Annotated in this window: 23 protein-coding genes and 1 riboswitch; of the genes, 3 read left to right on the forward strand and 20 right to left on the reverse strand. The window is 70.8% G+C overall.

What is annotated here, in order from left to right; genetic code table 11:
- Positions 1–37: 37 nt before the first annotated feature.
- Both FHR32_RS31180 and FHR32_RS31185 read right to left on the reverse strand, forming a co-directional pair.
- Positions 38–247 carry a ubiquitin-like protein Pup gene (locus FHR32_RS31180; RefSeq protein WP_184758106.1) on the reverse strand — a complete coding sequence of 70 codons (210 nt, stop codon included), beginning with the start codon at positions 245–247 and terminating at the stop codon, positions 38–40.
- A 231-nt stretch (positions 248–478) separates the two neighbouring features.
- Positions 479–640 carry a hypothetical protein gene (locus tag FHR32_RS31185; RefSeq protein WP_184758107.1) on the reverse strand — a complete coding sequence of 54 codons (162 nt, stop codon included), beginning with the start codon at positions 638–640 and terminating at the stop codon, positions 479–481.
- A gap of 113 nt (positions 641–753) precedes the next feature.
- Between FHR32_RS31185 and FHR32_RS31190 the strand changes: the two genes are divergently transcribed.
- Complete coding sequence (locus FHR32_RS31190) at positions 754–1,548, forward strand: serine/threonine-protein kinase (RefSeq protein WP_184758108.1); 795 nt, start codon at positions 754–756, stop codon at positions 1,546–1,548.
- 14 nt (positions 1,549–1,562) lie between these two features.
- Here FHR32_RS31190 and FHR32_RS31195 read toward each other — a convergent pair whose 3' ends face one another.
- The 13 genes from FHR32_RS31195 to FHR32_RS31255 form a co-directional block, all read right to left on the reverse strand.
- On the reverse strand, positions 1,563–2,018 hold the full coding sequence (locus tag FHR32_RS31195; protein WP_184758109.1) for a group II truncated hemoglobin: 456 nt from the start codon (positions 2,016–2,018) through the stop codon (positions 1,563–1,565).
- Positions 2,019–2,114: 96 nt separating this feature from the next.
- Entirely contained in the window at positions 2,115–3,494 is a 1,380-nt protein-coding gene (locus tag FHR32_RS31200) for a cobyrinic acid a,c-diamide synthase CobB (RefSeq protein WP_184758110.1), read from the reverse strand.
- Positions 3,488–4,090, reverse strand: a complete 603-nt coding sequence (gene cobO, locus FHR32_RS31205; RefSeq protein WP_184758111.1) for a cob(I)yrinic acid a,c-diamide adenosyltransferase — start codon at positions 4,088–4,090, stop codon at positions 3,488–3,490. Before cobO ends, FHR32_RS31200 begins: the two co-directional genes overlap by 7 nt.
- A gap of 20 nt (positions 4,091–4,110) precedes the next feature.
- On the reverse strand, positions 4,111–6,216 hold the full coding sequence (locus tag FHR32_RS31210; RefSeq protein ID WP_425584200.1) for a magnesium chelatase subunit D family protein: 2,106 nt from the start codon (positions 6,214–6,216) through the stop codon (positions 4,111–4,113).
- Complete coding sequence (locus FHR32_RS31215; RefSeq protein WP_184758113.1) at positions 6,200–6,796, reverse strand: histidine phosphatase family protein; 597 nt, start codon at positions 6,794–6,796, stop codon at positions 6,200–6,202. The genes FHR32_RS31210 and FHR32_RS31215 overlap by 17 nt, the downstream gene beginning before the upstream one ends.
- Positions 6,793–7,539, reverse strand: a complete 747-nt coding sequence (locus tag FHR32_RS31220; protein WP_184758114.1) for a CbtA family protein — start codon at positions 7,537–7,539, stop codon at positions 6,793–6,795. The genes FHR32_RS31215 and FHR32_RS31220 overlap by 4 nt, the downstream gene beginning before the upstream one ends.
- 10 nt (positions 7,540–7,549) lie before the next feature.
- Positions 7,550–7,744 (reverse strand): CbtB domain-containing protein, encoded by a 195-nt coding sequence (locus FHR32_RS31225; RefSeq protein ID WP_184758115.1) that lies wholly within the window; start codon positions 7,742–7,744, stop codon positions 7,550–7,552.
- Positions 7,745–7,786: 42 nt separating this feature from the next.
- A riboswitch (adenosylcobalamin (AdoCbl) riboswitch) is annotated at positions 7,787–7,880 on the reverse strand.
- Between the two features lie 140 nt (positions 7,881–8,020).
- The gene (gene dop / locus FHR32_RS31230; protein WP_184758116.1) at positions 8,021–9,535 is read right to left on the reverse strand and encodes a depupylase/deamidase Dop; all 1,515 of its coding nucleotides are present in this window, start codon (positions 9,533–9,535) and stop codon (positions 8,021–8,023) included.
- Positions 9,536–9,620: 85 nt separating this feature from the next.
- Positions 9,621–10,763: an acyltransferase family protein gene (locus FHR32_RS31235; protein ID WP_184758117.1), complete on the reverse strand. Its 1,143-nt coding sequence runs from the start codon at positions 10,761–10,763 to the stop codon at positions 9,621–9,623.
- Positions 10,764–10,924: 161 nt separating this feature from the next.
- Entirely contained in the window at positions 10,925–12,688 is a 1,764-nt protein-coding gene (gene arc, locus FHR32_RS31240) for a proteasome ATPase (protein WP_184758118.1), read from the reverse strand.
- A gap of 205 nt (positions 12,689–12,893) precedes the next feature.
- The gene (locus tag FHR32_RS31245; protein WP_184758119.1) at positions 12,894–13,763 is read right to left on the reverse strand and encodes a tRNA (adenine-N1)-methyltransferase; all 870 of its coding nucleotides are present in this window, start codon (positions 13,761–13,763) and stop codon (positions 12,894–12,896) included.
- A 273-nt stretch (positions 13,764–14,036) separates the two neighbouring features.
- Positions 14,037–15,260, reverse strand: coding sequence for an aminotransferase class III-fold pyridoxal phosphate-dependent enzyme (locus tag FHR32_RS31250; protein ID WP_184758120.1), 1,224 nt, complete (start codon positions 15,258–15,260; stop codon positions 14,037–14,039).
- A gap of 64 nt (positions 15,261–15,324) precedes the next feature.
- A complete protein-coding gene (locus FHR32_RS31255; RefSeq protein WP_184758121.1) occupies positions 15,325–16,239 on the reverse strand; it encodes a carbohydrate kinase family protein in 915 nt (304 codons plus the stop codon).
- Between the two features lie 82 nt (positions 16,240–16,321).
- Between FHR32_RS31255 and FHR32_RS31260 the strand changes: the two genes are divergently transcribed.
- Positions 16,322–16,921 (forward strand): TetR/AcrR family transcriptional regulator, encoded by a 600-nt coding sequence (locus tag FHR32_RS31260; RefSeq protein WP_184758122.1) that lies wholly within the window; start codon positions 16,322–16,324, stop codon positions 16,919–16,921.
- Here the strand turns inward: FHR32_RS31260 and FHR32_RS31265 are convergent.
- Positions 16,903–17,691 carry a serine/threonine-protein kinase gene (locus FHR32_RS31265; RefSeq protein ID WP_184758123.1) on the reverse strand — a complete coding sequence of 263 codons (789 nt, stop codon included), beginning with the start codon at positions 17,689–17,691 and terminating at the stop codon, positions 16,903–16,905. The genes FHR32_RS31260 and FHR32_RS31265 overlap by 19 nt on opposite strands.
- Before the next feature lie 112 nt (positions 17,692–17,803).
- Here FHR32_RS31265 and FHR32_RS31270 point away from each other — a divergent pair, with 112 nt between their 5' ends.
- Positions 17,804–19,819, forward strand: coding sequence for a cation:proton antiporter domain-containing protein (locus tag FHR32_RS31270; RefSeq protein WP_184758124.1), 2,016 nt, complete (start codon positions 17,804–17,806; stop codon positions 19,817–19,819).
- Positions 19,820–19,921: 102 nt separating this feature from the next.
- Here the strand turns inward: FHR32_RS31270 and FHR32_RS31275 are convergent, their stop codons facing one another.
- From FHR32_RS31275 to FHR32_RS31290, 4 genes are all read right to left on the reverse strand, one after another.
- Positions 19,922–21,319 (reverse strand): FHA domain-containing protein, encoded by a 1,398-nt coding sequence (locus tag FHR32_RS31275; RefSeq protein ID WP_184758125.1) that lies wholly within the window; start codon positions 21,317–21,319, stop codon positions 19,922–19,924.
- Between the two features lie 22 nt (positions 21,320–21,341).
- Complete coding sequence (locus FHR32_RS31280) at positions 21,342–21,779, reverse strand: hypothetical protein (protein ID WP_184758126.1); 438 nt, start codon at positions 21,777–21,779, stop codon at positions 21,342–21,344.
- A gap of 13 nt (positions 21,780–21,792) precedes the next feature.
- Complete coding sequence (locus tag FHR32_RS31285; protein WP_184758127.1) at positions 21,793–23,328, reverse strand: hypothetical protein; 1,536 nt, start codon at positions 23,326–23,328, stop codon at positions 21,793–21,795.
- Positions 23,329–23,490: 162 nt separating this feature from the next.
- Positions 23,491–24,582, reverse strand: a complete 1,092-nt coding sequence (locus tag FHR32_RS31290) for a site-2 protease family protein (protein WP_184758637.1) — start codon at positions 24,580–24,582, stop codon at positions 23,491–23,493.
- Positions 24,583–24,703: the final 121 nt, after the last annotated feature.

Below are 24,703 nucleotides of genomic sequence, written 5' to 3' on the forward strand. Positions count from 1 at the left end.
ATCCCCCTCACCCCTGTCCCGGAATCCGGGCACGTCCCTACTGTCCGCCCTTTTGTATGTAGGACCTCACGAACTCCTCAGCGTTCTCCTCAAGGACTTCGTCGATCTCGTCGAGAATCGAGTCGACGTCGTCCGAGAGCTTCTCGTTGCGCTCCTGGACGTCGGAGGAATCGACCGTGGTGGTCTCCTCCGTCTCCCTGTCGGTCCGGCCGGTCTGCTTCTGCCCGCCGGTGTCCTTACTCGCCATCTGTGGCACCTCCGCCTGGGGGACGCTTGTGATTCATATCTTCCCCGAACCGGCGGCCGTTGCGCGCGGATCGTCACGCGATCTTTGCGAGACTCCGGCGAGGCCGCTTCGAGACCCTGCCCTGCAAGAGAACCCCCTTCTACCTTCTTGAGGCAAATTCTTCCCACTTGACCGGATAGTACTGCTATCGAATAATTGGCTAGTACCACTATCCAACAAGGGGATCCCATGTCACCGTCGTCGCTGAGCACCGCCGGGGTGCTCCTGATCACCGTGCCCGCCGTCGCCTTCGGCGGGATGTCCCTGCTGGTCGGACACCCGGCCGAACAGGCTGATCTGGCTGGTCGGCGCCGGTGGCGTGTCCCTGGGCGCCGGGACGCCGCTGCTGGGCATCGGCCTCGTCTGACCGCCCCTGTCACAGGGGTCACATATTTACACGTTTCAAATGACACGCCCAGGACCGTTCCAGTTGGCCCGCGGAGGCGCAGAACTGCGATCATTGTCGGGTGAGCACCATCGTCGCCAGCCGGTACAAACTCGTCTCCCCCGTCGGCCGCGGAGCCACGGGCGTCGTCTGGCGCGCCTACGACCTGTTGCTGGAGCGGGAGGTGGCGCTCAAGGAGATCGCCCTCCCACCCGGTCCCCAGGCGGCCGAACGGCGGCGACGGGTGGTCCGCGAGGCGCGGATGGCGGCGCGGCTGAGCCACCGGGGCATCGTCACGGTGCACAACCTGACCGAGGAGGCCGAGCGGCTCTGGATCGTCATGGAGTTCCTGGAGGCGCTGACCCTGCACGACACGCTGGTGCAGGCGGGACCGCTCCCCGCCGAGTTGGTGGCCGGGATGGGAGGCCGGCTCCTGGACGCGCTGCGGCACGCTCACGACGGCGGGGTGATCCACCGTGACATCAAGCCCGCCAACATCATGCTGACCGGCGACCGTGTGGTGCTGGCCGACTTCGGCTTCGCCGCGCCCGAAGGCACGGCGAGCACCTCGACGCGGGGCACGCCGGCGTTCCTCGCGCCGGAGGCCCTGCACGGCCGGGGCGGCACCCGCGAGGCGGACATGTGGTCGTTCGGGGCGACGCTCTACATGGCGGTGGAGGGCAGGACCCCGTTCCGCACCGTGCACTCGATGGCCGCCCTGGTGGAGGCTCTGAGAGAGCCGGCGCGCGCGCCCCGGCGGGCGGGCGCCCTGGAGCCGGTGCTGCGCGGGCTGCTGCGCAAGGACCCGAGGGCGCGGCTGAGCGCCGAGCAGACCTCGGCCATGCTGGTCAAGGCCCGCTGCTCCAGCGCGGCCTGAGCGGCCCGGCCGCACTACGAGCTGGACTGATCGGGCTCCTCCCACGTCCACAGCGGGACGTCGCGCAGCGGGTGGAGCTCCTCGTCGGTGGCCGCGCGGGAGTTCTGCTGGGCCACCCGCGAGCCGAACTCCAGGTGCTCTCGCACCGCCTGGCGGAACGGCTCGTCGTCGGGCAACCCCGCCTCGTCGAAGGACTCCATGTACAGCTCCACGAAACGCTCGCGCTGCTCGTCGGAGATGTCGAGACGGCGGTGCACCTGGATGAGGTGGTCGAAGCCCACTTCACGGGTGAAGCGGTCGGGCCCGCCGAAGGACTCGGCCGTGAACCAGGTCAGGTGGTCGACGTGGGTGGCGCGACGCTGGGGAAACAGCTGCTTGAGCAGAGGATCGTTGAGAACCTTCGCGTAGAAGATCTCTTCGAGCCTGTGCAACGCCCCGTCGCCGCCTGCGTGCGAGTACAGACTGGTCATGCATCCACATTCATGGCCACTCGCGAGAATGTCCAGTGTGTTCACCACCGAGGAACCCACCGGCCGGTAGCGGGCCGAGACGGACGTTGAGCGCGCCTATCCGGGAATCCCGCCCTCGCCCGCCCAGCGGCAGGCCTCCACGAACCGGGCGGCCAGGTGGGGGCTGCCGGCCCAGTGCAGGTGCAGGTAGGAGGCGACCACCCGGCCGTCGGCGAATCCGTCGGCACCGCCCCGCCAGCGGAACAGGGGCCGTTCCGGCGGGGGGCCGACGGCGGTGCGGTGGAACTCGTGGCCGCGGTAGCGCTCGCCGTTCACGGTCAGGGCCGAGTCCCGGACGGCCACCGCGTCCCGGTAGCCGAGGGTGAGTTTGCCGGTCATCTCGGCCTGGATGTCCAGAACCCCGCACATGGGCCTGCCGTCCAGCTCCCTGGCGAGGTAGAGCAGGCCCGCGCACTCGGCCGAGATCGGCCCGTCGAAGGCGGCGACCTCCTTGCGCAACGGCTCGTTGGCCGACAGTTCGGCCGCGTGGACCTCGGGGAAGCCGCCACCGATGACGACCCCCCTGCTCCCCTCGGGCAGGGCCTCGTCGGTGAGGGGGTCGAAGGTGACGACCTCCGCCCCGGCGGCCGTCAGGAGTTCGGTCTGCTCGGTGTATCCGAAGGTGAAGGCCGGACCACCCGCGACCGCGATCCTCGGCGCACCCGGCGCGGACCGCCCGGCCGCCCGGCCGGGTACGGCCTCCGTGCCCCGCAGGGCCTGGCCGGGGGACCACGGGCGGGTGCGCAGGGGCGGGGCCGTGCGGGCGAGCCGTAGGAGCCCCTCCAGGTCGCAGGAGCCGGCGATCAGGGTGGCGGCGGCGTCCATGTCGCGGGTGGCCTGGGCCCGGCGCTCGGCGGCCGGGACGAGACCGAGATGGCGGGAGGGGGTGGCGACGGCGTCGCTGCGGCGGATCGCGCCCAGCACCGGGACGCCGCTCTCGGCGAGGGCCGCGCGGCAGATGTCCTCGTGCCGGGCGGACCCGACCCGGTTGAGGATCACGCCGCCGAGCCTGAGCCGGGTGTCGTAGGAGGCGAACCCGTGCACGAGCGCGGCCACCGACCGGCTCTGCCCCGCCGCGTCCACGACCAGGACCACGGGGGCGTCGAGCAGCCTGGCGACGTGCGCGGTGGAGGCGAACTCACCCGTGCCCGCTCCGTCGTACAGGCCCATCACCCCCTCGACCACCGCGAGGTCGGCCCCGGCCGCGCCGTGCAGGAACAGCGGGGCGACGAGTTCCTCGCCCACCAGCCACGGATCGAGGTTGCGTCCGGGACGCCCGGTGGCCAGGGAGTGGTAGCCGGGGTCGATGTAGTCGGGCCCCACCTTGTGCGGGGAGACCGCCGTCCCCCGCCGGGTGAGCGCGGCCATCAGCCCGGTCGCCACGGTCGTCTTCCCCGCTCCCGAGGCGGGGGCCGCGATCACGAGACGGGCTACCATTCGATGCCCTTCTGGCCTTTCTGCCCGGCGTCCATGGGGTGCTTGACCTTGCCCATCTCGGTCACCAGGTCGGCGGCGTCCAGGAGGCGGGGGTCGGCGTCACGGCCGGTGATGACGACGTGCTGGCCGCCGGGCCTCGCGGCCAGCGTGGCGACCACGTCGTCGACGTCGATCCAGCCCCACTTCATGGGATAGGTGAACTCGTCGAGCACGTACAGGCGGAACGTCTCGGCCGCGAGGTCGCGTCTGATCTGCTCCCAGCCCTCACGGGCGTCGGCGGCGTGGTCCGCCTCGGTGCCGGGACGCTGGATCCAGGACCAGCCCTCCCCCATCTTGTGCCAGGACACCGCCCCTCCCTCACCGGAGTCGCCCAGCACCCGCAGGGCGCGTTCCTCGCCGATGCGCCACCTGGCGGACTTGACGAACTGGAACACCCCGATCGGCCAGCCCTGGTTCCAGGCGCGCAGCGCCAGGCCGAAGGCCGCGGTGGACTTGCCCTTGCCCGGGCCGGTGTGCACGATCAGCAGCGGCCGGTTGCGGCGCTGCCGGGTGGTCAGGCCGTCCTCGGGGACGCTGACCGGTCTGCCCTGAGGCATCGTCGTTCACCCTTTCGCTGTCATGCGGCGTCCCGCCGCTCACGGATCATCCCGGCGAGGTCGGTCAGGTCGTCGAGGCACACGGCCGCGGCACCCATCCGCCGGGCCAGGGACCTGGCCAGGCCGAGGCGGACAGGGCCGCTCTCGCAGTCCACCACCACGCTCGTCACCCCGGCCAGCAGCTCCGCGGCCCGGTGGGACTCCTCCATGGTTCCGGAGGTGGCCCGCCCGTCGGTGACCAGGACCAGGAGCGGGCGCCTGGCCGGGTCGCGCAGGCGTTCCACCCGCAGCACCTCGACGGCCCGGAGCAGCCCGGCGGCGAGGGGGGTGCGCCCGCCGGTGGGCAGCTCGCGCAGCCGGGCCGCCCCCGCCTCGACGGAGGAGGTGGGGGGCAGGACGAGGTCGGCGCGGGTGCCGCGGAAAGTGACCAGTCCGACCTTGTCACGGCGCTGGTAGGCGTCGATCAGCAGGCCCAGCACCGCTGTCTTGACGGCGCGCATGCGCCGCCGGGCGGCCATGGATCCGCTGGCGTCCACGACGAACAGCACCAGGTTGCCCTCGCGGCCCTCGCGGACCGCCTCCCGGAGGTCCGCGCGCCGCAGCAGCAGGCCCCGGCCGCTCCGCCCCCGCCCGACCTGGTACGGCGCGGCGGCGGTGATGGTCGCCTTCAGATGCAGGGGGCCGGGACGGCCCTCGGGGGTGCGGGATCCGGTGGTCCGGCCGAGAGGGGTCCTGGCTCTTGAGCGGCGTCCGGGAGCCCCCGTGCCGATCCCCGGGACGGTGAACGGCCGGGCCGGTCGCGCCGGACCGGCGTCCAAGGGCTCCTCTCGCCGGCCCGCCCCGGTCTCCGGCCGGGGCTCGGCGGACGGCCCCGCGGCGGAGGGATCGGCATCGGCCGTGCCGGAGCCGTGGCCGTGGCCGGTCCGCGTGAGGTCCGGGGCCGCGTCGCCGGGGTGCGCGGAGTGCCGGTCGCTCTCCGCGGAGTGGTCCCCGTCAGGGCCGTCCCGGTGGGAGCCCTCGCCCCCCGGCCTCCCACCGCCCGTGTCGCCGTCAGGGCGGTCAGGTCCTCCGGGGTCCGAGCCGTCGGGGTCGTCGTCGGGCTCGTCGGGGAACCCGTTGAGGAGGTCCTCCAGCTTGGCCTGGTCCAGGCCGGGAGCGTCGAAGGGGTCCCGGCGGCGGCGGTGCGGGAGGGCCAGCCTGGCGGCCTCGCGGACGTCGTCGGCGGTGACGACGGTACGGCCCCGCCAGGCGGCGTGGGCGATCGCCGCGTTCGCGGTGACCAGGTCGGCACGGAGCCCGTCCACCTCGAACGCCGCGCAGACCGTGGCGATCTGCCGGAGCGCGGAGTCCGGCAGGACCACATCCGCCACCCGTGCCCGCGCCTGCGCGACCCGCGCCGCGAGGGCCTCCTCCTCGCCGGACCACTGGGCGGCGAAGGCGGCCGGACCCGCGTCGAAGGCCAGGCGCCGCCGTACCACCTCCGCCCGCTGGGACGGCTCCCGCGACGCACGGACCTCCACGGTCAGCCCGAACCGGTCGAGGAGCTGCGGCCGGAGCTCTCCCTCCTCCGGGTTCATGGTGCCCACCAGCAGGAAGCGGGCGGCGTGCCGTACCGACACCCCTTCGCGCTCGACGTAGCAGGTGCCGAGCGCGGCGGCGTCGAGCAGCAGGTCGACCAGGTGGTCGTGGAGCAGGTTGACCTCGTCCACGTACAGGACACCCCGGTGGGCGGCTGCCAGGAGGCCGGGCTCGAAGGCCTTGACGCCCTCGGTGAGTGCGCGTTCGATGTCGAGCGAGCCGGCCAGGCGGTCCTCGGAGGCGCCGACCGGCAGTTCGACCAGGCGCGCGGGCCGGGCGGTCCCGGCTCCGGCCCCGTGCGGCCCGTCGGGGCATCCGGGGTCCGGCGCGAGGGGGGCGCAGGAGAAGCGGCAGCCGTTCACCACCTCTACGGCGGGCAGGAGCGCCGCCAGCGCACGGACGATCGTGGACTTGGCCGTGCCCTTCTCACCCCGGATCAGCACTCCGCCGACGCCGGAGGAGACGGCGTTGAGGATGAGCGCGAGTTTCAGGTCCTCCGAGCCCACGATCGCGGTGAAGGGATAACGCGGGTCACGCACCTTCGGGATCTCCTTGGATGTCGTCGTGCGGGGTGTGACTCAGCCGCCAGCGCCCGCCTCGGCCGGTGAGCGTGACGCGGGCCAGCGGCGCGACGTCGACGCGCCAGAAGGCGAGGGCGGGCGCGCCGAGGGTGTGAACGATCGCGGCGCGGATGACCGGGGGGTGGGTGATGGCGACGGTCCGGCCGGGCGGCCGGCCCGAGAGCCAGCCGGCCACCCGGCCGAGCAGACCGGTGATCGGCTCTCCCCCGTGGGGTGCGGCGGCGGGGTCGGTGAGCCAGGCGGTGAGGGCGGCGGGTTCGGCGGCCTCGACCTCGGCCGGCGTTCTCCCGCTCCACCGCCCGTAGTCGCAGTCGGCCAGCAGCGGATCGGGGTCGGCCCGCAGCCCGAGTGCCGCGGCCGTCTGCGCGCAGCGCGATTCCGGGGCGCAGACGGCTCTGCCCCGGCCGAACCGCCCGGCCAGGCGGCCTGCCTGGCGCAGGCCGCGTCCGTCGAGCGGTTCGTCGCCCGGGAACGCGGCCCGCACCGTCGCCGAGGTCGAGGCGTGGCAGATCAGCGTCAGGCGTGTGACCCCCGAAGGGGTGCTCACACCGGGCTGCGCCTGCGCGCGGCGAAGGCGAACAGCGTGCCGACACCGGCCCAGAAGACCGCCTGGGTGCCGATGGAGGCGATACGGAAGTCCCACAGGAGGCCGGCGGGGAAGCCCTGAGGCACCTCGTCGACCTCCGGCAGGAGGATCCAGGCCGCCGCCACCGGCGCCAGCACCGTGGCGCCCGTGGCCAGCCAGCGCAGCCACGGTTCGCTCCGGTCGGCGTAGCGATGGGTGGCCGCGCCCGCCGCGACGGAGAGGATCCCGATGGCCACGGCGGCCAGGTAGAGCACGGTGCGCTGGTTGATCGTCTCGGGATCGCCGACGGCAGGCGGATTGGCTGGATATTTCAGGAAAGGAATGAGGACGACGGCGGCGAACGCGGCAGCCGCGAGGGTGATCGCGAGCACCGGTTCCGAGCGGGGCCCGGCCCTGCCGCGCACGGCCGCGTAGACGAGGGCGAACAGGCCGCCGACGGCCAGGCCGTACAGGGCCAGGGCCAGGAAGAGCCCGAACCGCTGGCCGTCCCTGCTGACCAGCGCCTCGCCCTCGTCGTGGGAGTGTCCTTCGGGCCCGGCCGTCCCGTGGGAATGGGAGTCGCCGGCCGGGGAGGCGGCCGAGGCCGCCTCCTCCAGCGTGATGGCCTGGTCGATGCGCGGCTCCCCCACGATGGAGGCGAAGACGGCCGCGAGCAGGCCCGCGAGCAGCCCGACGAGCAGGCCTCGCATGATGAGTTTGGTCATCGCGCGCGGCTCAGTGGCACGGAACGCCGAGGAGATGGCGTCCGTCGTGCATGAGTTCGTGCAGGTAGTTCCCGGCCTGCGAGATCGCGCCCTGGTCGAAGGCGACCAGGTAGGCGATGAGCAGCAGCACCGGTACGGCGAGCAGCCAGCGGGTGAGCGAGGCCCATGGAACGGGCTGGATGTGCGGAGCCGAGATCTGAGTCACGGCCACCTCCTCCGGGATTGACGCGTCCCTTTTCGTAGGTCGGTGGCGGCCGAGTGACCTGGCTCCCGGCCCCGAGGGGCCGGTTACAGTGGCGCGACCGCACCGGAATTTCACCGGATTTCCCTCGCGCCGCCACAAAACACCCGGAACGTATCCCGGTTCCCTGCCGCCCGTCAATCCCGGCACCGCCGGGCCGCGCGGATGACGCGCCTCCCCGGGCAGCACGGCTCGCGGGGCGGCGGCCAGATCGGCCACCGCCCCGCGAAAGGACGGTCGCTACTCGCCGGTGAGGGCGTTCACCAGCTCGGCGGCCGTGCGGCAACGGTCGAACAGCTCGCCCACGTGGGCCTTGGTGCCGCGCAGCGGCTCCAAGGTCGGGACACGCTGCAGGGACTCGCGGCCGGGGATGTCGAAGATGACCGAGTCCCAGGAGGCGGCGGCGACCGACTCGCCGAACTGGCTCAGGCAACGGCCCCGGAAGTAGGCCCGCGTGTCGCTGGGCGGGGCCTCTACGGCCCGCTGGACCTCTTCCTCGGTGACCAGGCGCTGCATGCGGCCCCGGGCGACCAGCCGGTTGTACAGGCCCCGGTCGGGACGGATGTCGGAGTATTGGAGGTCGACGAGTTGCAGGCGCGGATGGGACCAGGGGAGGCCGTCGCGGGTGCGGTAGCCCTCCAGCAGCTCCAGCTTGGCGACCCAGTCCAGCTCCCTGGAGAGCTGCATCGGGTCCTCGGCCAGGCGGGTCAGGACCGACTCCCAGCGGTCCAGGACGTCCTTGGTGAGCTCGTCCACGCCGTTGCCGCTACGCTCCTCGGCGTACTTGCGCGCCAGCTCCAGATACTCCATCTGGAGCTGGACGGCCGTGAGCTTACGGCCGTCGCGCATCGCGATCTCGTATTTGAGCGTCGGGTCGTGGGAGACCGCGCGCAGCGCCTGGACAGGGTTCTCCACGGCGAGGTCACGGGTGAAGTAGCCGTCCTCGATCATGGCCAGGACAAGCGCGGTGGAGCCCAGCTTCAGGTAGGTCGAGATCTCCGACATGTTGGCGTCGCCGATGATGACGTGCAGCCGGCGGTATTTCTCCGGGTCGGCGTGGGGCTCGTCCCGGGTGTTGATGATCGGCCGCTTGAGCGTGGTCTCCAGGCCCACCTCGACCTCGAAGAAGTCGGCCCGCTGGCTGATCTGGAACCCCTCGCCGCGCGAGTCCTGGCCGATGCCGACCTTGCCGGCGCCGGTGACGACCTGCCGGGAGACGAAGAACGGTGTCAGGTGCCTGACGATGTCGGCGAACGGCGTGGCCCGTCGCATCAGGTAGTTCTCGTGGCAGCCGTAGGAGGCGCCCTTGTTGTCGGTGTTGTTCTTGTAGAGCTGGATCGGAGCGTTGGCGGGGATGGCGGACGCGCGGACCGCGGCGTCGTGCATCACCCGCTCCCCCGCCTTGTCCCAGAGCACCGCGGCCCGCGGATTGGTGCACTCGGGAGCGGAGTACTCCGGGTGGGCGTGGTCGACGTAGAGCCGAGCGCCGTTGGTGAGGATCACATTGGCCAGGCCCAGATCCTCGTCCGTGAGCTGGCTCTGGTCGGCCACCTCCCTGGACAGGTCGAAACCCCGGGCGTCGCGCAGTGGGTTCTCCTCCTCGAAGTCCCACCGTGCTCGCCGCGCCCTGGCCGCCGAGGCTGCCAGGTAGGCGTTGACGACCTGGGATGAGGTCACCATCGCGTTGGCTCCCGGCTGTCCGGGCACGGAGATGCCGTACTCGGTCTCGATGCCCATCACCCGCCGTACCGTCATGCGCATCCTCTGTTCATCCGGGAGTGCCTCTTCGCCGTATATATCCCCGACCCTAGACCCTTCACTATGCCCGGTGGCCAGACAGTTATGGCACCGAGGCCTTTTCACCCGCCGCGAAGGGCATCAGGGGCGGCGGGGGAGGCGGTGTGGCCGACCTGCGGCGCCTCGCCTTGACGAACTCCTGAACGGGCCGTTCGGCGATCCGATACACCAGGTAGGAGAAAGCCATCGCGGCCAGCAGGGTGACCAGGGCGGTCAGCCAGGGCGGCAGCGCGTCCCGCAGGGCGGGGACGATCAGGACCGCGGCCGTGGTGTGGAACAGGTAGAGCGGGTAGGTCAGCGCGCCCAGGACGACCAGGCCGCGCCAGCGCAGCCACCTCAGCCAGCCGAGCGCCACCATCGCCATGAGCACGTAGAAGCAGATCACCGTGGCGGCGACGGCCCACCCGGGCACGGGCATCGCGGCGTAGCCGACCAGTTCCACCCGCCCGGTGACCCGGTTGAGCGCCGCGTTGACCGCCAGACCCGCGCTGATCCCGGCCACGCACCACAGGATCAGCTTGGGCCCGTACTTGGTCATCAGGAAGAAGGCCATGCCTCCGACGAAGTACGCCGCGTACTTGGGCATCACCACGAGGTCGACCCACTTGTTCTCGCTGCCCGCGAAGAACCCCGCCGCCAGCAGCCAGACACCCATGAAGACCAGGCAGCGGTTGAACGTCACCCCGACGAGCACCAGGACCGAGATCAGCAGGTAGAAACGGAGCTCCGCCCAGAGCGACCAGTAGACGCCGTTGGCGTCGTAGACGCCGAAGGCCCGCTGGAGCATCGTGAGGTTGACCCCGTACTCCCCGAGGCTGAGCTTGGGGTCCAGGGCGGTGGCGGCGGTCAGGCCGTAGACCGCGGCGGTGACGCCGATGCTGACCCAGTAGGCGGGGAAGAGCCGCACCAGCCGGGAGAGGGCGAACGCGCCCAGTCCCCGGCCCCAGATGCTCATCAGGATGACGAAACCGCTGATCATGAAGAACAGCTCGACGCCCAGGATGCCGAGGCCCGACAGCGTGGAGATCGCGGGGAACAGCTTGGACGGGCGGTCCCCCCACACCGAGGCGAAGGCGATGAAGTAGTGGAAGGAGAGCACTGCCAGGGCGGCGACGAAACGGAGGAGGTCGAGTTCACCGAGACGGCCGCTGCCCCGAGCCGCTCCGCCGGACCCCGCGCCGGTCACCTGATGACCGGGCCGAAATGTTCATGCACGCCACTTGGACGGCTTTTCGATCAGTTGGGTTCCATGTGACACGGGTTCACTTCGGTGACGGATGGGACCGCCACGACGGACGCCGACGGCGCGGTCCCCGGTGTGGGACCGCGCCGTCGGCGTCCGTGCTGCTAGAGGTACTGGCCGGTGTTGGCCACCGTGTCGATGGAGCGGCCGGCCTCGGTGCCCTGCTTGCCCGTCACGAGCGTGCGGATGTAGACGATCCGCTCGCCCTTCTTGCCGGAGATGCGGGCCCAGTCGTCGGGGTTGGTGGTGTTGGGCAGGTCCTCGTTCTCGGAGAACTCGTCCACGCAGGCCGCCAGCAGATGCTGGATCCGCAGGCCCTTCTGCCCGGACTCGAGGAACTGCTTGATCGCCATCTTCTTGCTGCGGTCGACGATGTTCTGGATCATGGCGCCGGAGTTGAAGTCCTTGAAGTACAGGACCTCCTTGTCGCCGTTGGCGTAGGTCACCTCGAGGAAGCGGTTCTCCTCGCTCTCGGTGTACATCCGCTCGACCACCCGCTGGATCATGCCCGAGATGGTGCCCCCGCGACTGCCACTGTGCTCCGCGAGGTCCTCGGGATGGAGGGGGAGGTCTTCGATGAGGTACTTCGAGAAGATGTCCCTGGCCGCCTCGGCGTCCGGCCGCTCGATCTTGATCTTGACGTCCAGGCGGCCGGGCCGCAGGATCGCCGGGTCGATCATGTCTTCGCGGTTGGAGGCGCCGATCACGATCACGTTCTCCAGGCCCTCGACACCGTCGATCTCCGACAGGAGCTGGGGAACGATGGTGTTCTCGACGTCGGAGGAGACGCCCGAGCCTCGGGTCCGGAAGATCGAGTCCATCTCGTCGAAGAACACGATCACCGGGGTGCCCTCGGAGGCCTTCTCCCGGGCGCGCTGGAAGACCAGGCGGATGTGCCGCTCGGTCTCACCGACGTACTTGTTGAGAAGCTCGGGACCCTTGATGTTGAGGAAGAAGCTCTTACCGGACTGGCCGGTCTTCTCCGCGACCTGCTTGGCCAGGGAGTTGGCGACGGCCTTGGCGATGAGCGTCTTGCCGCAGCCGGGCGGGCCGTACAGCAGCACGCCCTTCGGGGGACGCAGCTTGTGCTCGCGGAAGAGGTCGGCGTGCAGGTAGGGAAGCTCGATCGCGTCCCTGATCTGCTCGATCTGCCGCATGAGCCCGCCGATCTCCTCGTAGGAGATGTCGGGCACCTCCTCCAGGACGAGCTCTTCGACCTCGGACTTGGGAATGCGCTCGTAGACGTAGCCCGAGCGCGGCTCCAGCAGCAGCGAGTCGCCGGCCCGGATCGGCTGGTCGAGCAGCGACTCCGCCAGCTTCACCACCCGCTCCTCGTCGGCGTGCGAGATCACCAGCGCGCGCTGGCCGTCCTCAAGGAGCTCCTTGAGCATCACGATCTCGCCGAGCTCCTCGAACCCGAGGGCCTCGACCACGTTGAGCGCCTCGTTGAGCATGACCTCCTGGCCACGCCTCAGCGAGTCGGCCTCCACCGCTGGACTGACATTCACCCGAAGTTTGCGGCCCCCGGTGAAGACCTCCACCGTGCCGTCTTCTCTGCTTTCAAGGAAAACGCCGAAGCCGGATGGCGGCTGCGCCAGCCGGTCGACCTCCTCCTTCAGGGCAACAATCTGGTCCCTGGCCTCCTTGAGGGTGGCTACCAGACGTTCGTTCTGGCCGGTGACGGCCGCGAGGTTCGCCTGTACTTCATGAAGACGCTCTTCGAGGACCCTGGCCTGCCGGGGAGACTCCGTCAACTTCCGACGTAGCGCGGTGATCTCCTCCTGCAGGAAGGAGACCTGTGTTGTGAGGTCAGCGACCTCCCGTTCGCGCTGCGCGGCTCGAGCCTCAGCATCGTCGCGAGCTGCCACGGCGTCACCTCCTTCCCAGTCGAGACCGACTACTTGAAACCCTACCCATCTGGGGGCTGTCCCTTACCTGGCCGAGCAGTGTTCGTATGGCTACATTAAGTCGGCACTGATTAATCCCTTATGGTGCGTTTAGTCCTGCGAGCAGGAGAACACGTCCATCTGTTCCCCTGTCACTAGTAAACGTATCGTTGTGGCCGAATCGTCATCATTTGGTGGAAGAACTGAGCTCTTCACCTTGTGCCCCCTTTGCCGGACGCCTGCGACGAGGTGGTGGCGTCACACCGTCCGCCATGCGGCGGGCGGTGACGAGGAAGCCGGTGTGCCCGACCATCCGGTGATCGGGCCGTACGGCCAGCCCCTCGACATGCCAGTCACGGACCAGGGTCTCCCACGCATGAGGCTCGGTGAAACTCCCGTGTTCGCGGAGAGTTTCCACGGTGCGGGACAACTGTGTCGTTGTCGCCACATAGCAACAGATGACGCCGCCTGGAGTGAGAGCCTTGGACGCGGCGTCGACGCACTCCCACGGGGCGAGCATGTCCAGGATGATCCGGTCGACGTCGCTCTCGTCGAGCGCCTCCACGAAGTCACCCACGACCAGACGCCACTGATCCATCGGGCCGCCGTAAAACTTCTCCACGTTCTTCGTGGCGACCTCGGCGAAGTCCTCACGCCGCTCGTAGGACGTGAGGCTGCCCTCGGCTCCCACGGCGCGCAGCAGGAAGCAGGTGAGCGCGCCGGAGCCGACTCCCGCCTCGATGACACGCGCGCCGGGGAAGATGTCGGCCATGGCGACGATCTGCGCCGAGTCCTTGGGATAGATGACCGCCGCGCCGCGCGGCATGGACAGCGTGTAGTCCTGGAGCAGGTGCCTGAACGCGAGATACTGGGTGCCGCCGGACGAGCGCACCACCGAGCCCTCGGGCTGGCCGATCAGCTCGCTGTGCGGGATTCCCCCCTTGTGCGTGTGAAAGACTCCGTCTTCCTTCAGCGTCACCGTGTGACGCTTGTTCTTGGGGTCGGTGAGCTGAACCTGATCCCCGGCCTGAAACGGCCCATGCCTGCGAAAACCCATGCGCGCAAGGTTATCTGCGTACGGCCGCCGCCGATTCCGGTCCGGGCGCACACGACGCGGCGGCCGCCGTGAAACCGGGCCCGGCCCGGACACGTGGTGCTGCGCCTCCTCAGCGACGACAACGGCGAGGTGGGCCACCTGATCGCGCCGTGGGCGCGGGGGTGTGATGCGCTCGGCCGAGGCACGGCGCGACGGCACCCGCGGCGACCTGGTGTCCTTCGCCGGGCACATCCAGCTCGGCTCCCCGTCCCCCGCCGGGCCGGGAACGGCGTCTCAGTCGGCGCCGAACTCCGTTCTGAGCCTGGCGAAGGCGGCGTCGGTGCCCCGCAGGGCACGGTCGATGTCGGCGTCGGTGTGGGCCGCCGACAGGAACCAGTTGTGCCAGGGGTGGAGGTAGACGCCCTCGCGCAGGCAGGCCGAGGCCCAGAACACGCCCTTGTCCAGGGTGGCGTCGCCCTCGAAGGAGAGCCACGGGATCTGCACCGGGCCGGTCTGGTTGACCACGAAGCCGTGGGAGGCGGCCTGCGCGGCGAGGCCCTCACGCAGGCGGGTGCCCGCCCGCTCGATCAGCGCGACGCCGCCGATGTCGCGCAGGGTCTCGATGGTGGCCTTGGCCGCGGCCATCGGGGCGGCGTTGAACCAGAACGAGCCGGTGGAGTAGATCGTCTGCGCCGGGCCCCGCAGGGAGTCCACGCCGGTGACGGCGGCGATGGGGTGGCCGTTGGCCATGGCCTTGCTGAAGGCGTACAGGTCGGGGCGGACGCCCAGGGTCTCCCAGGACCCGCCGAGGTCGAGCCGCCAGCCGCCTCGCACGTCGTCGATGACCAGGGCCGCGCCGATCCGGTCGGCCAGGGCCCGCAGACCCCGGGCGAACTCCACGGCGGCGGGCTCCTGGTCCTCGAAGGAGTCGTGCTTGAACGGCGTCACGATGATCGCGGCGACATCGCCCTCGGCCCTGGCCGCCGCCTCCTCGGCGCCGGCCAGGTCGTTGTAGGGGTATTCGATCAGGTCGGCGCGTTCGTTGGGCGTGGTGCCCGACAGGCTGGGCGTGCACCAGGGGTCGGCCCCGTGATAGGACCCGTGGGCCATGAGCACCTTGGTCCGGCCGGTCGCGGCACGGGCGATCATCAGCGCCTGGGTGGTCGCGTCGGTGCCGTTCTTGGAGAACATCACCCAGTCGGCCTGCGGGATGGTCTCCACCATCAACTCGGCGAGTTCCACGTAGACCGGGCCCGGACCGTTGAGGCAGTCGCCCTCGGCGAGCTGGGCGGTGACGGCGGCCTCCACGGCGGGGTGGCGGTGGCCGAGGACGACGGGGCCCCAGGAGCACATGAGGTCGATGTACTCGCGGCCGTCGGCGTCGCGCTGGCGGCAGCCCTCGCCGCCGACGAAGAACTGCGGGTAGCCGGGGCCGTGCAGGGCCGCGTCGAGGTGGCCGTACATGCCTCCGGGGACGACCTTGGCGGCCCGTTCCCGGAGGTTGGCGTCGATGGACATGTGTCGCTCCTGGGATGTCTTTCACGGTTGGAATGGGTCGGACGGCGCGGGGACCACCCGTCGGTCACTCGCTCGCCCGTAGCTCCCGCGCTCCGGCGAGACCGGCGTCCGAGCCGAGGCCGCCGGCCACCCGGGCGGCCAGCGCGGTGCCGAGCCTGGCCGCGTCGACGACCTCGCGGCCGTCGACCAGACCGGCGATGAAGCCGGCGCAGTAGGCGTCGCCGCAGCCGGTGGTGTCCACCACGGGGACGTCGAGGGCGGGGACGCGGGTGAGACCGGACGCGGTGGCGACCAGACTGCCCTCGGCGCCCAGCGTGACCAGCACGCCCCTGGGGCCCTCGCCCAGCAGCGCGAGCGCGGCCCGCTCCACACCGGCCTCGCCGCTCATCATGAGCGCCTGCTCCTCATTGGGCAGGAGATAGTCCACATACGGCAGAAAACTCCGCGTCCCCGGCATCAGATCAGGCATATTGGACAGCAGGTCCATCGTGACGATCGTGCCCGCCTCCCGCGCCTCGGCCAGGAGCGCCAGGAAGCCGGGGTCGTGCAGGCCCCAGGTCACGTCCATGCCGCCCAGGTGGACGACCCGCGCACCGATGACGCGCTCACGGTCCAGGTCGGCAGGGGACAGGGTGAGGTTGACGCCGGGCACGTGGAACGACGGGCGCCCTCCGTCAGGCCGGATGGGCAGGATCGAGGCGGCGGTCTGTCCGCCCGCCTTGCGGACGATCCCCGTGACGTCCACCCCGTGCCGCTTCATGATCATGATCAGGAAGTCGCCGAGTTCGTCGTCGCCGACCGCCCCCACCGAGGCGACCTGGACGCCGATCCCGGCCAGGCCGACGGCGGTCCCGGCGGCCGCGCCCGCCGCGGTGAGGCGGATCTGCTCCAGCAGGTGGGTGTCCTGCCCGTCCGGGATCGCCTCCACGGGCCGGGCGAGCACGTCCACGATGTGCACTCCGAGGGTGACGACGGTCATAGTGAGTCCTCCTCATGTCTCCAGCGGATAATAGACGGGCGTCCGAATACCATGTCAATGAGGAGTCAGAGGAGGGATCCGGTTGCCGAAGATCGTCGATCATGGAGAGCGCCGGGAGGAGGTCGTCGAGGCCACCCGCCGCATCATCCTGCGCGAAGGCATCGAGGCCGCCACGACCAGGGCCATCGCCAGGGAGGCGGGTTACTCCAACGGCGTGCTCACCCACTACTTCGCCGACAAGGACGACATCATGCTGTCGGCGCTGCGCTCCTCGCACCAGCGCATCGTGGAGCGGTTGCGGAGCAGGCTGGCCGGCCGCGGCGGGCTGTCCGCGCTGCGCGAACTCCTGCTCGACAACCTGCCGCTGGACGACGAACGCATCCGGGAGAGCGGGCTGGAGGTCGGTTTCTGGAGCCGGAGCCTGACCAGCCCGGCGCTGCTGGAGGCCCAGCGCGCCGAGGCCGAGGAGCTGCGCTACCTGGTGCGCAGCCTGGTCGGCGCGGCGGCCGACGCCGGGGAGATCGTCACCGAGGAGGATCTCGGTGACGTCGCCGAGCGGCTGCTCGCCCTGGTGGACGGGCTGAGCGTGCGCCGCCTGCTCTATCCCGACCGGCTCGGCGCAGAACGTCTGGAGAGGCTTCTCGGTGCCGAACTGGATCGGCTTCAGCCCACCAGCGCGTAGATGCGGTCGGCCAGTCCCCTCGCGGTGGGCCGCTTGGCCACGTCGCCGATGCAGGCGTGGACGAGCTCCGAAAGTTCGGGTTCCAGGTCGGCGTGGACCGACGGCGACGTGCTGTAGACCTTGCGCAGGGTCAGCAGCGGATCGTGGACGGGCAGCTCGCCGTACAGACCCGTACGTGCCACCGCCCAGTGCAGCGTCGCGCCGAGGGACCACACGTCTCCGGCGGGGGTGGGCGTCTCTCCCTGCAGCAGCGCCGGGTCGGTGAACTCCACCGACCCGATGCCGCCCATCCCCGTCACCGTCGCCCCCGGCGTCAGCACCTGCGACAGGCCCAGGTCGGAGAGTTTGCCCCCCAGATCGGTGAGCAGCACGTTACCGGGGCGGATGTCGCGGTGCACGATGCCCTCCTCGTGCAGCGCCTGCGTGGCGTGGGCCACGCAGGCGATCGAACGCAGCGCCTTCTCCCGCGACGGCGGCTCCGCGGGCCGGCCCAGCGAGCCGCCGGGCAGATACTCCATCGAGTAATAGAAGATCCCACCCTGCTGGCCCGCGTCATACAAGGTCACCAGGTACGGCGAGCGCACCGCGGCGAACGCCTTCAATTCCCGCGTGGCACGCCGGAACGCGTCATTTCCGGTGCCTCCGACCACTTTCACCGCGACGAATTCCGCCTCGACCGGCAACCGCTCCGGTCTCCTCGCCAGATAGAACTCACCGTGATTACCCGCTCCGAGCGAACGGACGAACTCGTAGTCGGCGATACCTTCCACCAGCGTCTCCCCTCCATTCCTCCCGCGACACTCGCGGCGGCATCCCGCACACGGTAACGTCGCCCTGGTCATTCTCGGGGCTTTTCATTACTTACGGGAAGCGTGCGCGCGAGTGCTCCACGTAGATCTGCTCCTGCTTGACCTGGTGATCGTTCTCACCGCCGCACGGCTGCTCGGCGCGGTGGCCAGACGGCTCGGCCAGCCACCCGTCATCGGTGAGATCGTGGCGGGCATCCTGCTCGGCCCCACCCTGCTCGGCCCACTGCTCGGCGACGAGCTGTTCGGCGCGGAGATGCGTCCTCCCCTGCAGGCGCTGGCCAACGTCGGACTGGTGCTGTTCATGTTCGTCGTCGGCCTGGAGCTGGACCAGAAACTGGTCAGGGGCAAGGGCCGCGTCGCGATGACCGTGGCACTCGGCTCGACCGTGGTGCCGTTCATCCTGGGCTGCGTGCTCGCGCTGGGCATCGCCGGCGACCATGTGGGCGGCGACAGGACGCTGCCGTTCGTGCTGTTCATGGGCGCGGCGATGGCCGCCACCGCGTTCCCGGTGCTGGCGCGGATCCTCACCGACCGGGGGATGCAGCGCATCTCGCTCGGCGGCCTGTCGCTGGCCGCCGCCGCGGTGATCGACGTGCTCGCCTGGACCGTGCTGGCCGTGGTGGTGGGCATCGCCGGGGCGGGAGACGCCGAGGGGCAGTGGAAGGTGCTCCTCGCCGTGCCGTACGCGCTGGTGATGTTCCTGGTGGTCCGGCCGCTGCTGGCCCGGCTGGTGCCCGCCCACGAGAAGGCGGGACGGCTGACGCCGGGCCTGCTGTCGCTGGTGCTCATCGGCCTCATCGGCTCGGCCTGGGCCACCGAGTGGATGCACGTGCACTTCATCTTCGGGGCGTTCGTGTTCGGCGCGGTGATGCCGCGCGAAGGCGCCGAGCGGCTCAACCACGAGATCCTGGAACGGCTGGAGCAGCTCGCCGTGCTGTTGCTGCTGCCCATGTTCTTCGTGGTCGCGGGGCTCAACGTCGACCTGCGCGCGCTCGACCTGTCCAGCCTCGGCACGCTGGCCGTGATCCTGGCGGTGGCGGTCGGCGGCAAGCTGTTCGGCTCCTACGCGGCGGCGCGGGCGGGGCGGCTGCCCAACCGGCAGTCCTGGGCGATGGCCATCCTGCTCAACACCCGGGGACTGACCGAGATCGTCATCCTCACCGTCGGCCTGCAGAAGGGCGTGCTCGACAACGAGCTGTACTCGCTGATGGTGGTGATGGCCCTGGTCACCACCGCGATGACCGGCCCGCTGCTGCGCAGGGTCTACCCCGACCGCCGCGTGGCCCGCGACATCGCCGAGGCCGAACGCGCCGCCCTCGGCGTGACCGCCGCCCACCGGGTGCTGACCGTCGTCCCGGGCTCCCCCACCGAGCATGCCGCGCTGGTGGACCTGACCGCCACCCTGGCCCTGGCCACGTCCCCCTCCGAGGTCGTCCTCGCCCACCTGCGGCCCTACCCGCGGGGCAGGCTGGAGGTCGGCAGCGGCCTGTCCTCCGAGCTCGCCGAGCTGGCGGAGACCCTCCACGAGCTGGAGTCCCTCGCCGCCGCGGCCCGCGCCCGCGGAACGGAGACCCGGGTGGTGAGCCGCTTCAGCGCCGACGTGGCGGCCGAACTACCCGAGCTGGTCACCGGGGCGCAGCCGGATCTGGTGGTGCTGCCTGCCGGTGTCCCCGGCTACGCCGAGATCCGTGCCGCCGCGACCTGCCGCGTGGTGACGGTGTCGTCTCCGGATCTCTCGGACTCCCCCGATCACGCGGAACCGGCCGGACCCGGGGCGGGGCCGGTCGCGGTGCGCCACGGCACCGGCGGCGACGCCACCGCTCACGTGGCACTCACCCTGGCGCTCCTGGGGGACCGCCCGCTGGTCGTCGCCGGCGGCAACCGTGCCTCCGCCCTGGCCCAGCGGCTGGCCCGGCTCGGGGTGGCGGCCACCTCCGGCGTGGTCCCGCCGGGCGCGCTGGTCGTGGCCCCCGACACCGGTGCCGCCTCCGCCGACGGGCACCTGCTGGTCCGCGCCGAGCAGGATCCCGACCCGGTGGACTGGGCGGCGGCCGTCTCGGCACTGCGCCCTCCGGTCCCCCGGCCCTGACCCCGGAAACGATCTCCGTACGCCCGGGAAGGCGTCACCGGGCCTCGGAGAGAGCGCCGGGCGCCACGGTGCGATCCGTGCCGCCCGGGGAGAGCGGACCTTCTAGCGGTTGCGGTGCGACTCGTAGCGCATGGTCCGGGAGACACCGATCCGCACGGTCGTACCGGGCAGGATCGCGACCGCCTCGTTCGGCGGGATGTCGTAGAAGTTGGGGTCGCCCGGCGGCTGGATCTGGGTGCCGTTGACCGACCCCAGGTCGACCAGGTTGACGTCCCAGCCGTCCAGTGCCACCCGCAGGTGACGACGGGACACCGAACCGTCGGGACTGGTGACCTTGGCGGGACGCACCGAGCCGTCGGCGACCTCCGGGGCCCGCTCGGGGTCACGGCCGACCAGGTAGTCGGTGTCGAGGCGGAGCGTCATGCCGTCGTCCAGGAGCAGCACGCCCAGCGGCGGACGCGGCCCCTTGTAGGGGACGAGTGTGCGCTGCACCAGCGCGATGCCGCAGACCGCGCAGTACGGCACGCGCGGGTCGTTGAAATGGTCGTTCTTGCAATCCACCCCGTAGACCAGGGGGCGCGACTCCGGCTCCGGTTCCGGTCCGGACGGCGGCGACTCGGGCGCGGCCTGCGCCCCGCCCGGGGTCAGCAGCTCGTACTCGAACGGCTGGTCACGGGCGTCGACGGGGTCGCCGCCGATACCGCTCGACCTGGCCGTCTCCATGTCCGCGTGCGAGGCGGCGGGCCGGGACACCGGCTCCCGCGGCGCGACCGGCATGGGGTCGGACTGCCATGCCTGCGGCGCGGGAATCTGCGGCTCCGACGGGTGGTGCTCGGGTGAGCCCATCGGGTAGGGCGCCGGCGGCACGTTCTCCGCCGGGGGCGCCGGCCGGTCGGCAGGGGCGGGAACCGGCGGAGGGGACGCCTCCGCCTGAGGGGCGGCGACCTGCGCGGGAGAGACCGACGGCTGGACGGCCGGCGGAGCGGCCTCCACACGGGACGCGGGCCGAGGAGCGACCGGTGGCCCTCCGGACTCGGTCAGGTCGCACCAGACGCCACCGCCGACGACCACACCACTGTCCAGCCGGGCGAGCGGATGCGCCGCGCCGGCCTCGGGCAGGCGCAGCTCCACCCCGGTCACCGGGCCGGGCACGAGCCGATCGGACCAGGTGAGCGCGTCACGCCCGGCCAGCTGGACCTCGCCCTGAGAACCGGTGACCGACGCGAAGGCCGGGCCGCTGACCAGCACGGCCACCCCTCCCGCGACGGGACCGGCGACGGCGCACGCCACGGATTCGCCCATCATGGCGGCCAGCACCTGGGCCACGCGGCGGGCCAGCGCACGGCCGTCCCCGCCGGAGGCCGCGGTCTCCCTCAGCGCCCGCAGCAGGTCCTCCACGACAGCCTCGGCCGCGTCGCACACCAGCAGCAGGCCACCGACGTGAGCGACCAGCCCGTCACCCGGGAGCGGACGCACCACTCCGAAGCCCTCGTCGGTCATGAGACCTCCCCGCTCCGCTCGGTCACAGAACTCTCCCTCCCCGAAAACGCCATCGGATGAACGGCACGCGCATCGGACCGTTCGCCACCAGCCACACGCAGAGCCAGACGACGGTGAAATGCGTCCAGAATGCGGCCGACGGAACCGGGTCAATGAAATCAATTGCACCGGACCGTAGCAAAAAGTACAGCAGAAGGCCTTCGGGTACGACCGTCAGCAAACCGAACAGGGTCGGCCAGTCCTTCTCCCACCGGAACTGCATGAGGAAGTGGTAGACCAGCTCCCAGCCGACTCCCAGCACGGCCACCGCCGCCAGGACCAGGAAGCCGGTGACGTAACGGTCGCCGAGCGCCCCGGAGGAGCCCGGCAGCACCGGCACGATCAGCAACGTGATGATCGCGCCCACGGTGGCGAGCAGGAAGAGGCGCGTCTGGATGCGCCCCGCCAGAGTCGGAACCACGGGAGAACGCTCCTTACACCGGTGAGTTGAAAGCCCATTTGAACCACTGCGAGGTCGACCGCAACGGCCCCATCCTGCGGACGAACCCCCGTCGCGCCAGGTCGTCGGCGATCTCCTGAGCCGCGATCTGCAGCCCCAGGAAGGTGTCGACGCCGGGGAAGTAACCTCCGAGCGTCGCGGAGCCGGAGGCGTAGAGGGCGCCGTCGCCGCTCGCCGTCCCCTTCACCTCGAAGTGGCGCTCCACCTCCAGCCTGCCGACCGGGTTGCGGTACGCCCCGCCGTACCGGAGCAGGTCGTCGTAGATCCGGTGCTCGGCGATGTCGGCCTCCAGGCCGGTGCAGTCGATGATGTAGTCGGCCACCGGCTCACGGACGGTGCCGTCGCCGCTGCGCACGTAACTGATCAGCCGCCCGTCGGGGGCGCGCTCCACCCGGTCCACGGTGCCCTGCACCGGGTGGTAGTAGCCGCCGCTGCGGCCCGCCCGCATCTGCTCCTGCCAGCGCCGGCGGTAGGGGGTGTTGGTGCCGCCCATCTCCTTGTACTTCGCCGCGCGCTCGGCGCCCTCCAGCTTGCGCATCTGCGCCTTGAGCTGGCCGCCCCACACCGACTTGGGGTAGTTGAAGCCCTGGTAGGCCCATCCGTCGCCGCCCTTCCGGCGCGCCCAGACGTGCGGGCCGTGGGAGCCGGCGACGAAGGTCCGGAAGATGTGCACGATCTGGGTCCGCAGCCCGAGCCTCTCCCGGTCGTCGAACAGGCGCTGCAACACGCGGGAGGCCACGATGCCTCCGCCCCGGATGACCACCGTGCCGGGGCGGGTCTTGAGGAACTCGTAGACCTGCTCGTGCGGCTCGTAGGCGTTGACCACGTGCTGGTAGTCGGCGTGCTTGGTGCGGAACTCCTGCAGGTCGGGGAGGAACTTCAGCCCCGGGTAGCCGATCGCGATGTGCACGAAGCGCGAGCGGAAGACGATCCGCTTGGTCGGCGCCGTGCCCTCCGGCGGGGTGACCACGGTGAAGTAGCCGCCGCCCGCCCGGCGCCGCACCATCCGGACCTGCCCCTTGACCAGCATGTTCCAGTAGTCGATGCGCCTGGCCTCGCGTTCGAGGCTTTCGAAGACCGTGCCGGCGCGCGGCGTCCAGTAGTCGTTCAGAATCGGCTCGGTCAGCAGCTGCCACAGGTAGGCCGGGGTCTTGTCCTTCCAGGTCTCCTGCAGGGCGTAGGAGGGGAATCCCCAGATGTTGTCGGGCCGCGAGGAGGAGTCGGAACGGATCCGCTCGGATCGGGGGATCTGCGAGCACCTGGTCAGGAACTCGTAGGTCTGCCATGGGGTGTCGATATTGGACAGCACCCGCATCTGGGAGGTGGGCACACCGTAGATCCGCAGGTAGTCCAGCGTCACGAAGGATCCCATGCCTCCGCCGACGGTCAGGAAGGGAACGTCGTATACGGGGATTCCGGCAGCGGCGACCAGTCGATCGTCCCATTCGGGCGTGCCGAGTAACTCAGGGGTGAGATCACCGGCCGAGGTCGGCGTGTTGGGGGGTGCCAATTGTGCGTCCCTTAAGCTCCATGGCCAACCGGTTCAGTTGACCAGAACACTAGCTGTGGCGCGCACCGAAAACGAGTAGGACAAAAGGGGTGATCTTCCCTCGGGCCGCCCCATCGTCTTGGCACGCATTCACTGAGACGCCCGAAGCCCTCCGGTGGTTCGCTACACCCCGCTGAACACCCGGTTCACATCCGACGTCGCCAGCACCCCGAAGATCTCGCCGCCGCGCTCCACGAGAAGGTATTCCCCGGCCGGTGCCTCGCGCATGGCGTCGATCAGGGACTCCCCCGACAGATCGGCGGCCAGCACCAGCGACGGCTCGAGGGTGCGGGCCAGCGAACCGGTCGTCACCCAGGGGCGGCGGCTCTCCGGGGTGGCCTCGACCGCGACCTCGTTGACGATCCCCGTCGGGTGACCCTCGTGGTCGACCACCACCATCGCCCCCGCCTGGGCCTCCGCGGCCCGGCGCAGGGCCTCGGCCAGCGGCAGGTCTCCGGTCACCGCGATGGCCCGCCTGGCCAGGGCGCGGGCGTTCACCTGGGGAATGCGGGCGCGCACCCGGGCGCCGCGCAGCGACTGGGTGGCGCCGAGCCAGATGAAGGAGGCCAGCAGCACCGGCCAGATGAGCGCGTCCCAGCGTGGCGTCTGCCCGCTCATCAACGCCAGCCCGACGGGCACCGTGACCAGGAGGATGGCCAGCACGCGGCCTCCCCAGGCCGCCGCGACCGTGCCCGAGGTCGGGTTGCGGGTGATCTTCCAGACGCCGGCGCGCAGCATGCGGCCGCCGTCGAGCGGCAGCCCCGGCAGGACGTTGAAGACCCCGACGATCAGGTTGGCGAACCAGAGCTGGAAGATCAGGACGCCGACGACGGAGTACGGATCTATGAACTGTGCGGCGGCGAAACCGGCGGCCGCGAGCCCCAGGGAGAGCAGCGGCCCCACGAAGGCCACCATGAACTCCCGGCCGGGCGTCTCCGGCTCCCGCTCGATCTCCGAGACCCCGCCCAGCAGGTAGAGCGTGATGCGGCGGACCGGCAGGCCGTACATCTTGGCCACCACCGAGTGCGCCAGCTCGTGCAGCAGCACCGACACGTAGAGCAGCACGGCGAAGACGAAGGAGACGAGATACGTCAGCGGGACGCTCAGATCGGGCAGCCAGTCGGCCACCTGCCCCTGGTAGCTGATCGTGATGAACGCCGCCACGATGAGCCAGGTGGGCGAGACGTACACCGGGATGCCGAACGGCCGTCCCATCCGCAGTCCCGGATTGTCCTGGCGCGGGCTCTCACTGCTCACCGCTGACTCACCACTCCTCGTCCACTTCACCTTCAGGCCTTGATGCTACGCGCCATCGCGCCACCCGCAGACGTCTCGG

The sequence above is a fragment of the Streptosporangium album genome, from assembly GCF_014203795.1.
GTDB lineage: Bacteria > Actinomycetota > Actinomycetes > Streptosporangiales > Streptosporangiaceae > Streptosporangium > Streptosporangium album.

Bases quoted from the DNA above. Each gene is read 5' to 3' on its own strand.
- FHR32_RS31180 (WP_184758106.1), bottom strand. From the start codon at position 247: ATGGCGAGTAAGGACACCGGCGGGCAGAAGCAGACCGGCCGGACCGAC.
- FHR32_RS31185 (WP_184758107.1), bottom strand. From the start codon at position 640: ATGCCCAGCAGCGGCGTCCCGGCGCCCAGGGACACGCCACCGGCGCCG.
- FHR32_RS31195 (WP_184758109.1), bottom strand. From the start codon at position 2,018: ATGACCAGTCTGTACTCGCACGCAGGCGGCGACGGGGCGTTGCACAGG.
- FHR32_RS31200 (WP_184758110.1), bottom strand. From the start codon at position 3,494: ATGGTAGCCCGTCTCGTGATCGCGGCCCCCGCCTCGGGAGCGGGGAAG.
- cobO (WP_184758111.1), bottom strand. From the start codon at position 4,090: ATGCCTCAGGGCAGACCGGTCAGCGTCCCCGAGGACGGCCTGACCACC.
- FHR32_RS31220 (WP_184758114.1), bottom strand. From the start codon at position 7,539: ATGACCAAACTCATCATGCGAGGCCTGCTCGTCGGGCTGCTCGCGGGC.
- dop (WP_184758116.1), bottom strand. From the start codon at position 9,535: ATGACGGTACGGCGGGTGATGGGCATCGAGACCGAGTACGGCATCTCC.
- FHR32_RS31245 (WP_184758119.1), bottom strand. From the start codon at position 13,763: ATGGGTTTTCGCAGGCATGGGCCGTTTCAGGCCGGGGATCAGGTTCAG.
- FHR32_RS31250 (WP_184758120.1), bottom strand. From the start codon at position 15,260: ATGTCCATCGACGCCAACCTCCGGGAACGGGCCGCCAAGGTCGTCCCC.
- FHR32_RS31255 (WP_184758121.1), bottom strand. From the start codon at position 16,239: ATGACCGTCGTCACCCTCGGAGTGCACATCGTGGACGTGCTCGCCCGG.
- FHR32_RS31275 (WP_184758125.1), bottom strand. From the start codon at position 21,319: ATGACCGACGAGGGCTTCGGAGTGGTGCGTCCGCTCCCGGGTGACGGG.
- FHR32_RS31290 (WP_184758637.1), bottom strand. From the start codon at position 24,582: ATGGGACGGCCGTTCGGCATCCCGGTGTACGTCTCGCCCACCTGGCTC.